The 14,137-nt window shown below is 35.0% G+C and carries 14 protein-coding genes; 5 read left to right on the top strand and 9 right to left on the bottom strand.

From position 1 onward, the window contains the following. Window positions 1-6: 6 nt before the first annotated feature. Window positions 7-1,113: a DNA polymerase IV gene (gene dinB, locus GWK10_RS08255; RefSeq protein ID WP_164031447.1), complete on the top strand. Its 1,107-nt coding sequence runs from the start codon at window positions 7-9 to the stop codon at window positions 1,111-1,113. Between the two features lie 166 nt (window positions 1,114-1,279). Beyond that, entirely contained in the window at window positions 1,280-1,744 is a 465-nt protein-coding gene (locus tag GWK10_RS08260; protein WP_164031449.1) for a PAS domain-containing protein, read from the top strand. 17 nt (window positions 1,745-1,761) lie between these two features. Here GWK10_RS08260 and pyk read toward each other — a convergent pair whose 3' ends face one another. From pyk to GWK10_RS08290, 6 genes are all read right to left on the bottom strand, one after another. Then, the gene (pyk, locus tag GWK10_RS08265) at window positions 1,762-3,204 is read right to left on the bottom strand and encodes a pyruvate kinase (RefSeq protein WP_164031451.1); all 1,443 of its coding nucleotides are present in this window, start codon (window positions 3,202-3,204) and stop codon (window positions 1,762-1,764) included. After that, a complete protein-coding gene (locus GWK10_RS08270; protein WP_164031453.1) occupies window positions 3,205-3,684 on the bottom strand; it encodes an IPExxxVDY family protein in 480 nt (159 codons plus the stop codon). A gap of 110 nt (window positions 3,685-3,794) precedes the next feature. Next, on the bottom strand, window positions 3,795-5,435 hold the full coding sequence (locus GWK10_RS08275; protein WP_164031455.1) for a sensor histidine kinase: 1,641 nt from the start codon (window positions 5,433-5,435) through the stop codon (window positions 3,795-3,797). Between the two features lie 17 nt (window positions 5,436-5,452). Continuing rightward, entirely contained in the window at window positions 5,453-6,190 is a 738-nt protein-coding gene (gene rnc, locus GWK10_RS08280) for a ribonuclease III (protein WP_164031457.1), read from the bottom strand. Window positions 6,191-6,194: 4 nt separating this feature from the next. Next, window positions 6,195-7,448, bottom strand: coding sequence for a beta-ketoacyl-ACP synthase II (gene fabF / locus GWK10_RS08285; protein WP_164031459.1), 1,254 nt, complete (start codon window positions 7,446-7,448; stop codon window positions 6,195-6,197). 13 nt (window positions 7,449-7,461) lie between these two features. Further along, window positions 7,462-7,695, bottom strand: a complete 234-nt coding sequence (locus GWK10_RS08290) for an acyl carrier protein (protein ID WP_068590783.1) — start codon at window positions 7,693-7,695, stop codon at window positions 7,462-7,464. Between the two features lie 174 nt (window positions 7,696-7,869). Here GWK10_RS08290 and purN point away from each other — a divergent pair, with 174 nt between their 5' ends. Together purN and GWK10_RS08300 are read left to right on the top strand one after the other, a co-directional pair. Beyond that, window positions 7,870-8,442: a phosphoribosylglycinamide formyltransferase gene (gene purN / locus GWK10_RS08295; RefSeq protein ID WP_164031461.1), complete on the top strand. Its 573-nt coding sequence runs from the start codon at window positions 7,870-7,872 to the stop codon at window positions 8,440-8,442. Then, window positions 8,435-9,076 carry a ribonuclease H1 domain-containing protein gene (locus tag GWK10_RS08300; protein WP_164031463.1) on the top strand — a complete coding sequence of 214 codons (642 nt, stop codon included), beginning with the start codon at window positions 8,435-8,437 and terminating at the stop codon, window positions 9,074-9,076. The genes purN and GWK10_RS08300 overlap by 8 nt, the downstream gene beginning before the upstream one ends. A gap of 51 nt (window positions 9,077-9,127) precedes the next feature. Here GWK10_RS08300 and GWK10_RS08305 read toward each other — a convergent pair whose 3' ends face one another. The 3 genes from GWK10_RS08305 to GWK10_RS08315 all read right to left on the bottom strand — a co-directional run bounded on the left by GWK10_RS08305 (window position 9,128) and on the right by GWK10_RS08315 (window position 12,949). After that, complete coding sequence (locus tag GWK10_RS08305; protein WP_164031465.1) at window positions 9,128-11,785, bottom strand: carboxypeptidase-like regulatory domain-containing protein; 2,658 nt, start codon at window positions 11,783-11,785, stop codon at window positions 9,128-9,130. Between the two features lie 38 nt (window positions 11,786-11,823). Further along, window positions 11,824-12,591 carry a GLPGLI family protein gene (locus tag GWK10_RS08310; protein WP_164031467.1) on the bottom strand — a complete coding sequence of 256 codons (768 nt, stop codon included), beginning with the start codon at window positions 12,589-12,591 and terminating at the stop codon, window positions 11,824-11,826. A gap of 61 nt (window positions 12,592-12,652) precedes the next feature. Then, window positions 12,653-12,949 (bottom strand): hypothetical protein, encoded by a 297-nt coding sequence (locus GWK10_RS08315; RefSeq protein ID WP_164031469.1) that lies wholly within the window; start codon window positions 12,947-12,949, stop codon window positions 12,653-12,655. A gap of 682 nt (window positions 12,950-13,631) precedes the next feature. Here GWK10_RS08315 and GWK10_RS08320 point away from each other — a divergent pair. Next, on the top strand, window positions 13,632-14,129 hold the full coding sequence (locus GWK10_RS08320) for an START domain-containing protein (protein WP_164031471.1): 498 nt from the start codon (window positions 13,632-13,634) through the stop codon (window positions 14,127-14,129). The last annotated feature ends 8 nt before the right edge of the window (window positions 14,130-14,137 follow it).

Genomic DNA, 14,137 nt, shown 5'->3' on the forward strand with positions numbered 1-14,137 from the left:
GTATTCATGACCGATCTAAAAGATATACCGCTGCGAAAAATCATCCATGTTGATATGGATGCGTTCTATGCTTCGGTGGAGCAATTAGACAATCCTGACTTGAGAGGACTACCTATTGCAGTCGGTGGTGGTGGAACCAGGGGAGTAATATCTGCCGCGAGCTATGAAGCCCGAAAATTTGGCGTTCGAAGTGCCATGAGTGGTGTCTTAGCTAGACAGAAATGCCGAGACCTCATTTTTGTAAAAACACGTTTTGATCGCTACAAGGAGATTTCCAAACAAATACGTGCCATCTTTTTTGATTATACCGACTTGGTTGAACCGCTGTCATTGGACGAAGCTTATCTTGATGTTACCCAAAATAAAAAAGGACATCCTTCTGCCAGTATGTTAGCAGAAGAAATACGGCAACGTATTTTTGATGAAGTAGGGCTGACTGCTTCTGCTGGTATCTCAATTAATAAGTTCATTGCAAAAGTTGCTAGCGATTACAACAAACCTAATGGTCAAAAAACAGTAAACCCAGAAGAGGTACTAGATTTTTTAGAAGCGCTGGATATTCGCAAATTTTATGGTGTTGGAAAAGTGACTGCCGAAAAAATGTATCAATTAGGAATCTTTACTGGGAAGGATTTGAAAGACCAAACCCTCGACTTTTTAAACGAGCGTTTTGGCAAGTCGGGACAGTTCTATTATAATGTGGTTCGCGGTATTCATTTAAGTGAAGTAAAACCGAATAGAATTGCAAAATCTGTAGGAGCAGAACGAACCTTCTCAAATAACTTGACTAGTGAGATCTTCATGCTAGAAAAGTTAGATCATATTGCTGAAGAATTAGAACGGAGATTAAAAAACTATTCAATCGCAGGAAAGACCATCACTTTAAAAATAAAATACAGTGATTTTACTACACAGACAAGAAGTAAAACGCTTTCTTATTTTGTGTCCGCCAAAAGTCTAATTTTTGAAACGGCTAAAGAGCTTTTATATCAGGAAAAACTAAAAAATTCTGTACGTCTTTTAGGTATTTCATTAGCGAATTTAAACACTAAAAAAGGAACTGAAAAACCTGATAAAAAAGTCGTCTCTGTTCAGTTAAAGTTCGATTTTTAGTCAAGTTTTGATAATTTCTTGTTTAGTCTTTTTACCCTTTTTACCCTACTTAAAACAAAAGAATTAAACAAAAGTCACAAACTGTCTTATTATCTTGTTAGTTGTACATATAATTTCTAATATTGAAATCTTCACAGCAAAAAATTGAACCTTAAAAAAGAAAATTATGTTCGTATCGCCCTTGTCTTGCTGGGATATTTATAGCACTTTTTTAGAAAGTGTTAATCAGGCTGCAGAAGATGTTTTAAAACTTACCGAATTGGCTAAATCCAATAGGTGGAAACAATCAATTGATTTTAAAAAAGAACTAGTTTCTAACGACCATGTAATCGTTGTTACAAATGCCGATTTAAAGATTGTACACAGTACTTATAACATGCTTGAAATGAACGGCTATACTAATGAAGAAGTACTGGGAAAAAGGCCAAGTATTTTTCAAGGTAAAGATACATGCCAAATCACTTCAGCCCGGATCAGGACTGCAATTAGAAATGAGCAAGCTTTTGAGGAAGTACTAACAAACTACAAAAAAGATGGCTCCGCTTACAAATGCTGGATCAAGGGAGTACCTGTTCACGACTACAAAGGAAAGCTAGTAAACTTTATAGCATTTGAACGTTACGTTGCTTAACGACCTAACACTTTACTTTAGAAAGTACAGCTTGTAATTTCAGTTACTCTTAGCGTATTTACCATACCTTTTTCCTGAATTGGCATTGCAGCTAAACTAATTAGCATATCTCCAACATCTAAAAATCCTTTTTGACAAGCAATTTTGTTTACATCTTCAATGGTTTCATCTGTGCTTACAAACTTATCATAGTAAAATGCTTTTACACCCCACAACAAACTCAGCTGAGTTAGTATACGCTCATTGCTTGTAAATACCAAAATGTGTGCTTCTGGTCGCCAAGCAGAAATTTGAAATGCCGTATAGCCACTATTGGTTAGAGTAGAAATGGCTTTGGCATGAATTTCATTAGCCATATGAGCCGCATGATAACAAACCGATTTGGTAATGTATCGTTTTGTCTTAATATGCGGAGGCGATTGTGGTACTTTGATAAGCTCAGAATCTTCGACACTTTTTAAAATAGATGTCATTTTTTCGATTACCTGTACTGGATAATTCCCTACAGATGTTTCTCCAGAAAGCATTACAGCATCAGCTCCATCCATCACGGAGTTAGCGACATCATTTACCTCTGCACGTGTTGGCGTAAGACTATTAATCATAGTCTCCATCATCTGTGTAGCAATAATCACTGGTATACGAGCGCGTTTCGCTCGTAAAACTAATTGCTTTTGAATTAAAGGAACCTCATGAGCGGGAACTTCTACTCCTAAATCTCCACGAGCAACCATCAAACCATCACAATACGCTACGATTTTATCAATATTTGCTACACCTTCCGGCTTTTCGATCTTGGCAATAATCGGAATTTTATGCTCTGAATTCTCTTTGATCAAGGTTTGCAATTCCATTAAATCTTCAGCATTACGCACGAAAGACAATGCCATCCAATCGACCTCTTGCTCTATGGCAAAAAGTGCGTCCTTTACATCTTTTTCAGTTAAGGCAGGTAATGAAATATCGGTATTAGGTAGATTCACCCCTTTTTTAGAGCGAAGTGGTCCACCTTGAACAACCTTGGCAACTACTTCATTCTTTTTATTTGTGCTTACTACTTCAAAAATCAACTTTCCATCATCTAATAAAATACGCTCACCAGCTTTTACATCCTTAGGAAAACTTTCATAGTTCATGTAAACCCTCTTAGATGTTCCTTTGAATGATTTTCCAGTTGCAAACGTTATTTCATCACCATCATTTACAATAACATCTTCGGCCATAACGCCAACACGCAATTTAGGCCCCTGTAAGTCTCCTAAAATAGCCGCATTATATCCAAACTCTTTATTGAGTTCGCGAATCATTGTAATTCGTTCCTTTACATCATCGTAATCGGCATGAGAAAAATTAATTCGGAATACGTTAGCTCCTGCGTCTAACATATCTTTTATAACTTCTTTGGTGCTAGTAGCCGGCCCAAGGGTTGCTACTATTTTTGTCTTTTTCTGTCCTGGCATTTATTCAAATATTAAATTGCTGCGTGATCTTAGCGATTCATGATCTAACATATACGCTGTTTCTAAATGAGGTATACTCTTTAATTTTAGAAGTAGCTGGTTGACCATGAATTGATTATAATCGCCTTCAATTTTTAAGAAATAGTCTACTTTAGGTTGTTCTGGTATTAAATGATATTGAATGGTTGTATTGTCACCTCCGTCAAATAATGATAATTGGTCTGGCTTTGATACAGCATTTACAACTACCTTATTAGTGACGATATTCCAAATAGTGTCGATGTTTTCATTATTCCATTCGAATCTAGAAAATCGCACTCCTTGTTGAATAAGATCAATATCGTTTCGTACTCTATAAAACTTACTTGATAAAAGATTGTTCATTTCGTAAACAAGCTTGTAATCTTCAACTGGACTGTGTAAAGCAAACAAGGAATACGAGGCTTCAAAGTCTTCGATAAAAAGCTTATGTACAGCCATGAGACAACTGAATTAAATGTAAAGATAGGGCTTCTTATCTATAAAATTTGAATAGAAAGCCTAATCTTAACGCTATCATAATCGAAAACGTTAAAGTAGTAGTGTTGTATTTATTTTTCTGTAATAGGTAGCGAAAAACTAAAAGTGCTTCCGATATTCTCCTTGCTTTCTACCCAGATCGTGCCGTTGTTCTTTTCGACAAATTCTTTGCAAAGCACAAGGCCTAAACCTGTGCCTTTTTCGGCATTTGTACCCAATCTTGTTTTGCTAGTTGCAATATTAAAAATTGCAGCTAAATGCTCTTGTTCGACTCCAATACCATTATCGTGAATACTAACGGTTACCTTATTATTTAATTTCTGAATTGAAATTGTAATAAGCCCCTTTTGGGGTGTGAACTTAATGGCATTTGAAAGAATATTTCTAAGTACCGTGGCAATCATATTCTGATCGGCCATTACTAAAACCTCAGCGGTATCTTCAAATTGTAGTTGCAGTTCTTTTTCTTGTATGGCCGGGTCAAAAAGAACACAGGTTTCTTTAATAAGCTTAATAATGTTAAACGGCTCTGGATTAAAGTTCATACTCGAAGTCTGTACTCTAGCCCAAGTAAGTAAGTTATCAAGGAGATTGAGAGTGTTTTTAGTATGGTCCTTTAATTTCAGTAACAGATTGGTTTGCTCGCCTTCATTTGCACTCCCTGTCTTTAAAATATTCATCAAAGCTATAATGTACGCAAGAGGACTGCGTAGATCATGAGCAATGATAGAGAAGAACTTATTTTTATCGGCCACTGTAGTTGCCAGTTCTTGTCGCTGCCTATCGATTGCACGGTTTACTTTTCGATAGTATTGTATTTGGCTAACAACCAAAATAAGTAACAATACCATGACACCATACCAAGCTGATAATAGATAGGTAATATATGTATCCGGTTTGTACGGATTTTTATAGGCCAATCCGATCTCTAAACCAATGTTATAGAAACTGGCATCGGAATAAATGAAGCTTTCAGGATCTATCTCATAATTCTTATAATACTCAGGGTCCTTTATTGTATTATGAACAGTACTGCCATCATATACCCTTTTTCTATCAAAATCATGCCCTCTTGCAGTTCTAAAATTAAATACGAACTCCTCTTGCAAATTGGCATCATACACACGATCTATAATCGGCTTAAAATCAGTTACGGCTGTTATATAGCCCAGCGATTTTTCATTTTTCACGATGCCAAAGTCTAAAGGAATTCCCACAAAGCCTTCGACAGTATTGAAAGGATTAAAAGCAAAAAAATCTCTACTTTGTTTCACCTTATTTAAATTTCGAATACCTGCATTACCGACGATTTTTCGTATTGAGGTTCCAACGAGATTAGTGGGGTTAATCTCGTTTAAGGTGAAGGAATATTTGAATACATGGCTGGTATCGACATATGAAATAACAAAGGTCTCCATATTTGCGAGCTCTTTGTTTTGTTGCTTTATAAAAGACTGAAGTTGTTCTGCCGTAGGCATCTCATCCGAGTTATGGATGTAAGAACGTATTCCCGCAAGCAAAAGACTATAATTACTTAATGCCTCTTCTAATTCAAATCTGGCGACATCATTAAAACTCTCAAGGCGTTGCTGCCGTTCTTTTAAAGCTTTTTCCTGGTATTTTTCATGTACAAAAAAGAGCAGTACACCTCCAAGTATTAGCACAGCTGCCGCAACTATTAGCCAAAAAATGTTAGACCTAAATTTAAGCATGTGTTATTTTATAAAGATCAAGCTTTTTCTATTCGTTCTTGAAAAGAAAAATAGGCTCGTTTGGAGGCAATTTCTTCTGCTTTCTTCTTCGATGTAGCACGAGCTTTCGATACTACTTTGTTATTAATATGAAGTTTTACCGCAAAGTGTTTCAACTTATCTTTGCCAGTATCTTCATAGACTTCATATCTAAATGTACGCTTTTCTTTCTGACACCACTCGATCAATAAACTTTTGTAGCTAATAACCTTCCCTTCCAAACGCTCGATATCGACATAAGGCACAATCACTTTTTCGTAAATGAATCGCTCGCAATATTTATATCCGCGGTCTAAAAAAATAGCGCCGACCAAAGATTCGAAAATGTTTCCATAAATATTGTCGCCAAAACTGTTTTTAGGAATGCGAGAGCGAATCATACTTAATAAATCGAGATCTCTACCTAGCTCGTTTAAGTGTTCACGGCTTACCACTTTTGATCGCATCTTGGTGAGGTAACCTTCATCTCCTCTTGGCACTTCTTTAAAAAGATGTGAAGCGATAACAGCTCCAAGCATAGCATCTCCTAAAAATTCAAGGCGCTCATAATTAAGAGGACGCCCTTTACTGTCTTTTTTATTAAGAGATCGATGCGTAAATGCTTTCTTGTAGAACTTTAATTTTTTAGGTTTAAACCCTAATACTTTTTTTAATTGAATAGAAAACTTCCCGTCAGATTTTGATCGGGAATACCATATTTTTGGCATAAGTCCCATTGGGCTATGCGTCGATTTTTTTGAAGATTACACAAGCATTATGCCCTCCAAAACCGAAGGTATTGCTCATTGCAATATTTACATCGCGTTTTTGTGATTTATTGAGCGTTAAGTTTAATGAAGAATCGATGTTCTCATCAACTGTAGTGTGATTTATTGTCGGTGGCACCTCACCATGTTTCATGGCTAAAATAGAAGCAATAGCCTCAATAGCACCAGCTGCACCCAACAAATGACCAGTCATTGATTTTGTCGAGTTGATATTGATATTTGGTGCATGATCACCAAACACTTTTTTAATTGCTTTTAACTCGGCAACATCACCAAGTGGGGTTGATGTACCATGGGTATTAATTGCATCTACTTCTTCTGGTTTTACACCAGCATCTCGTAAACAATTAAGCATTACACGTTCTACGCCAATTCCTTCAGGATGCGGTGCCGTCATATGATATGCATCACTTGACATACCTCCACCAATTACCTCAGCATAAATTTGTGCACCACGTGCTTTTGCATGTTCATACTCTTCAAGAACCAATGCACCACCACCTTCTCCTAACACAAAACCATCTCGGGTTCCGTCAAAAGGTCTAGATGCTGTTTGCGGATCGTCATTACGCGTCGAAAGTGCATGCATAGCATTAAAACCACCCATACCAGCTATGGTAACAGCAGCTTCACTTCCACCAGTAATAATAATATCACAATGTCCTAAACGAATATAATTTAATGCATCAATCATAGCATTTGCTGATGATGCACAGGCCGATACTGTTGTATAATTAGGACCCATAAATCCATGTTTAATGGAAATGTTTCCAGGAGCAATATCAGCTATCATTTTTGGTATAAAGAATGGATTAAATCGCGGGGTGCCATCACCTTGCGCAAAGTTTAATACTTCATTTTGGAAGGTTTCAAGCCCTCCAATTCCAGCTCCCCAAATAACTCCTACTCTAAATTTGTCAACGGCTTCTAGATCGAAACCGGAATCTTTTATTGCCTCATCAGACGAAACAAGCGCGTACTGAGCAAATCTGTCCAGTTTACGCGCTTCTTTTCTGTCAAAATGATCTGTTGCCACGAAGTTCTTAACCTCGCAAGCGAATTTAGTTTTAAACTTCTCAGTGTCGAAATAAGTGATAGGGGCACAACCGCTTTTGCCGTTTACCAAACCATCCCAATACTCACTAAGATTATTACCAATCGGAGTCAATGCTCCCATGCCGGTAACTACAACTCGCTTCAACTTCATAAAAAGGTATTACTTATTTTGCCTCTTCGATATACGATACCGCTTGGCCAACTGTTGCAATGTTTTCCGCTTGATCATCTGGAATCTGAATATCAAATTCTTTTTCGAATTCCATGATCAGCTCAACTGTGTCTAAAGAATCAGCTCCTAGATCGTTAGTGAAGCTCGCTTCATTTACCACTTCATTTTCGTCTACACCTAACTTATCTACGATGATAGCTTTAACTCTTGATGCAATGTCTGACATAATCTTTTAATTTTAATTTTAGTTGTTGGCAAAAATATAAAACTTTGGTTTAATACCTTGTCTTCCTATAAATAATGTGAATGTAATTTATGAAAAATAAGTCAAAGTATTTTTGCATTCTCAACCTTTGTAAATAATAATTTGTTTTTTTGAACTCGGATAACCCAGCTATCTATGAAACGTATTGTGATTTTTGCTTCCGGCTCAGGTACGAATGCCGAAAATATAATAAAGTATTTTAATCATACCGGCGGGGCGACCGTTGTTCAAGTACTCTCTAACAAAAGGGATGCCAAAGTTTTAGACAAGTCTAATTCTCATAAAATTAGCAGCCTATATTTTAACCGAACTGCCTTCTATGACAGCGATGATGTGTTAAATTTGGTAATGGCTGCAAAACCCGATCTAATTGTATTAGCTGGGTTTTTATGGAAATTTCCTAAGAAGATCTTAGCTCAATTCCCAAATAAAGTCATTAATATACATCCTGCATTATTACCAAATTATGGTGGAAAAGGAATGTATGGTATGAATGTGCATCAAGCGGTTATAAATAATAAGGAGAAAGCGTCTGGCATTACTATTCATTACGTAAATGAAGCATATGATGAAGGGGCTATTATTTTTCAGGCGAAGACTTCCATTGAAACTGATGATACGGCTGAAGATTTAGCGGCTAAAATTCATGAGCTTGAATATGAACATTTTCCTAAAGTTATTGAGAAGTTGTTAGATAAGAATGAGTAAAAAACAAAAATATTATGTGGTTTGGGAGGGTCATAAAATCGGCATTGTCGATTCATGGACGAAATGCCAACTTGCCATAAAAGGTTACTCTTCTGCCAAATACAAATCTTTCGAAACATTAAAAGAAGCAAAAAAAGCATTCGATGATGGCCCTGAAGCCTATTGGGGGAAAGGAAAATCAAAAAAGAAAAAAGCACTAACTGCAGTTGAAAAAGCCAAGTATGGTGAGCCTAACTTATATTCTATTTCCGTGGATGCTGCATCTAGTGGAAATCCTGGGAAAATGGAATATCAGGGTGTTGATACGCAAACAGGAAAAAGGTTATTTCATCAAGGTGTTTTTCCTCTAGGTACGAATAACGTGGGTGAGTTTTTAGCACTTGTACATGGGTTGGCCTATTTAAAAAAGAAAGGAAGCGACCGACTTATTTATACTGATAGTAAAATCGCTATGAGTTGGGTACGTCAAAAAAAATGCAAAACTAAGCTGATTAAAAACAAGAAAAACGCCGAAATGTTTGAGCTTGTTCATCGCGCCGAAGATTGGCTAAAAAACAATAGCTACTCCACCAAAATAGTCAAATGGGAAACAAAAGCATGGGGTGAAATTCCAGCCGATTTTGGGAGGAAGTAAAAACATATTCAGTACGATTGACGAATCCAATCTTTTGCTATGGAATAAAAATTAAAATCGATATTCAATTTTAAGCAAAACATACCTAGGCAATAAGCGATATTCCGTTACAGTGCTACCAATATCACTTATATTAAAATTTCTAAAGGTTGTTGTATTAAACAAGTTTTTACCCGAAATACCCAAGGTAAGCTTATCTTTTTTCACCGTATATCTTCCGTCAAAATCTAAAAACGAATAAGTATTGTCGTTTTCAAGATTTCCGAAATAGTAATGCTCTCCTTGAATCATAAGGCTGACTTTTTCATTAAATACAAAGTTTAAATCTAAAAAAGTAGTGTTGTCTGTAAAGTTATTTGTAAACGTTGTTTCAATTGATCTTGTAATCCAATTAGTGCCTAAATGGTAATTAAAAAAACCGCTAAATCCGGAACGTAACTCGACTCCGTACTTATAATTTCTTGAAGTAATTTCCCTCAAATCTGAATTATTTACGATGTTTTTAAATTGACTACGGTTATAACCCAGTTTTAATTTTAGGTTCGATCTAACGAACTTGAAATAATAATCAAATCTTGAACTTAGGGTGAGAGAGTTGCGATCCTTTATTAGAATTTTTTCAGCAGTAACCACGTTTTGATTTATGATGCTATTTGTAGAAAAGAAATCATGATTTTCAGTGTAAAATAAAAAGGTACTTGCAAAAAAACGGTCACCCCAACCCCTAAATTGATAATTAAAATTAAATGATGAAGCTTCTAATTGATTAAAACTAGCTGTTCCTTTTCTTAAGGTTCGAAAACCAGTCAACACAAAATCACTATACACATCTAAAATACGCGCATTGGTTGTTGTGTGCGAAAAAGCAGCATTAACTTTATTTGTCTTATCAATATTCCAATCAAAACCCACACTTGGATTGATAAAAAAGGGGCTTTCGTTAGTCTCGGTAGTGTTATTCACTAAGGTGTTAAATAATTGATGCGCATTTAACCTTCCTGTAATAGCAACATCTTTTAGTTTTTTTCGGTATGCTGATTTTATGTATAAATCATTGACCTTGTAAGTTGTTTCATTTTGATAACCATCGGGTGACAATAGGAGATTATCATCTTCAAAAAGTGAAAAATTGCTATTTAGCAGATTTTTACGATATTCGTTACCAAGCTGTAACTCGAACAAATCGTTGTTCTTTGTACGATTTAATAAGTGCGCATTAAGTCCTAAATATTCAAGTTTACTTTCTATCTGCTGTTCAACGTTATTAGCGGTAGTATTGGCAAATAAATCTTCGTAATTAAACCGATTTATCTGATAATTTTGCGGCGCTTTTTCATTAATAAAACGACCGGTTAGCAGTAACGCCCTTCGATCATTGATTTTGTTGGTATAGGTAATATTTTGGTCAATAAGCGTGTTTTGATGTTCTAAACTTTGCACGGTAGACGCTTCATTAAAAAGTAAATTAGATACATCATTAAAATCACCATTATTATATTTTGTAGTGCCTTCAAGCATTTTGGTTTTAGAAATATTGTAGGTAAAATCTAGTTTACCAAATGCAATATGCTTTTTGTTTTTTAGTTTGTAATCTTCAGTATTGGTAAAATTTGTGCTGTTAAAGCTGACGTTTTCCAAAGCATTTCTAAAAAAATCGGTTTCATCCCAATTAAAAAAGCCAAGGGTTTTAATTTTCAGTTTCTCCGTTGGGTTAAAAATGGCATTTAGTGATAGCAATTCTGCATTATTAAAATTGGTGCGGCTACGTTTAAAATCTAATATTGGTGTCGATAAATTAAGTATGGATTGTATTTGCTGATCATCGCCAATAATACCAGCATTTTCTGTGCGATACGGACGTATAAGGCTATTAATATCTCCTATCGCATCATAACCTATGCTATTAAGGTTGGAAAAGAAGTAGTACTTGTTTTTTTTGCCAAAATTCATAAGGTTGGCTTTAAGCTCATAAAAGCTGTCATTTCCAATACTTGTTTTTATATTGCCAAACCATATGCGTTTGGCATTCTCATTTAATTTCAGGTTTAGCGCTACTTTATTACTTTCTTCTATATTTTTAAGTAAGCGGTTATTAGAAAAGCGTTTAAGTACTTCGACCTCGTCAATAGGGTAGGCAGGCATATTTTTAGATAATAGCTTATAACCGCGCTCAAAAAGGTCATCACCATCGACCATTAGCTTCTCTATCTCCTGATTACCGACTTTTATGGTACCATTATCATCTACATTTAAACCGGGGATTTTTTTTAACAAATCTTCAACGGTTTCTTCGGTACCGTCGGTAAAAAATTTAGTCTTAATATTAATGGTGTCTTTACCTATAGATAAAGGCTTTTCAGCAGATATGACAACTTCATCTAAGGTCGTTACAGCTTCTTGTAAGACGATATTTTGATTAATTTCTGATGGATTTTGTGAAACTACAACGGGAATAACACTTGGTTGAAAACCTAATGACGACACATTGAGGTTAAAGGTGCCAACCGTTTCAATAATGACAACGTATTGCCCTTTGTCGTCACTAAACCCATAATTGATGATTTTTTGATTAAGGCTATCTTTTACAACAACACTTGCATAAGGCAACGGCTTATTACCTTTACTTGATATCGTACCCTTTATGGTCGTTTGAGCGAAACAAGACACACCCAATGTTAGGAAGATGATAAGTAAAAAAGAAATCTTCAAAGTGTAGGTTTTATGATAGGTGAGATGGTTAAAAGGCACTAATTATCTTCCCATTCGTATTGCATTTCTTTTAAAGATGAGCGGTCAATCACTGAAGATTCTATCGTTATCGATCGATCTAGTTGCGCATTTAAACGACTATTTATCTCTTCCATTTTTTTAGGCTTAATTTCAGTAATAAATGTTTTTAAAGATACCGCCTTATCGAAGGTTGGAATATCGAGGGTCACGTCTGCATTTAACTTAATTTTTGTTGCCCTATAGAAAAAAATACCTTGACTATCTTGGGCATCAACTATTAAGCCAGGCAACCCTTGTAGTTTCCATGGTCCGAGATTAATGGGAATATCTGGAGTAAACCACACAACATAGGTTCTACCCCGAAAGTAACCCTCCGCTTTTTGACAGTGTAATCCATCTAAGGTTTTAAACTCTTGTTTTATTTTCCAGGGAATTTTGGGTATATCTTCGGTTAACAAATAATTTTTTTTAAAACTCCAAATTTTAGAAATCAGCATGTTTTTCTTCTTGTCAAGAAAATAAATTGGCTTTTTTCCAGAATCATTTCTCATTAAGTATGATCTGTCACTACCCTTACTTGGAATAAGTGTAAGTGTAGTATCGTTCATGCTTTCGTTTCTGAATGTCCTAAATACAGACTTTTCTGAATCAAATTTCAAAACACTTTTGGTAGTGTAATTTACAACATGTATGACACTATAATCGTACTCCACATAACCCGTACTAGATTGTGCATTTAAAAAATTGCTGCCTATAAGCAGAATAAAAAATATTTTATGTAACATAGACATTATTAAAATAGAAAGGAGTTATATCATAAAATATAACCCCTTAAAAATGATCTTATTAGTATCCAATTGAAGCAAGAGTAGCACGAGCTGAAGCTTCTGCAGCAGCTGCGGCGGCATCACAATCTCCTGAATGACTAGTAGCTCTACCTCTTGCTACTACACCATTTGAGAGTGTAATAGTTACTGTTACAGTGCAAATATCATCTACAACCTCGACTGAAGTATTTAACTTGTAATCGACCTTTTTTATCGAATTTTCAAGCGTATTTTCTAGTTTGTCAACAGCTTCTGAATTAGCAAAACCAACGCCACTAAACAACATTAATGCCAATACCAAAAATAAATTTCTCATAATTTTAAATATTATGTCTTTTAAATTTAAAGACAGATTGATAAATAAGATAACGGCAAAGTTTTGGCAAATAGAAGTTTTGGCAAATAGAATAAAACACCGTTATCTAAACGGCGTTAAAAAAGATAGTTTTCGATTTGGCAAGATCAAAAACTATACTCTATAAAAAACCAGCTGGTTTTGGCATATACCTGATTGAAATTGAAACAAAAGCCTTTGCCAAAACTAATGTATCTATTTCAGTGAACTAATATATGAAAAAAATTTATGTAAAAATTAAATTATATGCTCTATTCTTCATTTATAAAATGCTTTATATCTTCATAATACAAAATACTGTAGTATTTTATCAATGAATATTTCTTATAGCCTGTTTTAGCTCGTTTTAAATCTAGATTAATTTTAAAGGATACTTATGTTTTATCAAAATAAACTAAACCAAGCAGAATAATACATTGAATTTGGACTCTGTTACGTCTCAAATTTTCTTTCAAATAGGCACTCACTAATTAGGCTGTATAAAAAGTAAATTGATTTTTTAACCAGCAAATTGTAATGATAGCCCCATTATGGCTACTAAGCCTCCATGAAAATCAAACTTTTAACCATATTACTATTTGCTTCCACAGCAATCTTTACACAGGAACAATAGAAACTTCGTAAGGAGGCCAATGAGATAAAAGTGTACATTAAAAACACTGAATCATCCACATTAAATAGCTTTAAAGCAGTAACTAAGGTAAAAGCACCAATTGACAAAGTGCTTAAAGTTATCATTGATGCACCTCAGCTAGATATCGACAAGGTAAAAAGTGCGGTTACCTATAAGGTTAAACAAATAGATTCTACCCATCATATATATTACTTTAAAAACAAGCTGCCTTGGCCTATCCGCAATCGCGACAATGTCTCTATTGTAGAAATAGAAAAAGTTAGTGATACTTTAATAAGGTGTAATATTAATGCAATTGATGAGACCATTCCTAAAGAAAAAAATACAATTCGTGTAAACAATTTAAAAGGTTATTGGTTGCTTGAAGAAAAGGATGGGTATACAATGGTTTCGCAAGAATTGTTTATAGATCCGGGAGGTAGTATTCCGTCTTTTATTGTAAATTCTCTATTGCATAAAGGGCCCTATAATACCTTTTTAGCATTAAAACGCGAGGTTGAGATTTAATCTTAGTT

Source organism: Spongiivirga citrea, from assembly GCF_010671565.1.
Taxonomy (GTDB): Bacteria; Bacteroidota; Bacteroidia; order Flavobacteriales; family Flavobacteriaceae; genus Spongiivirga; species Spongiivirga citrea.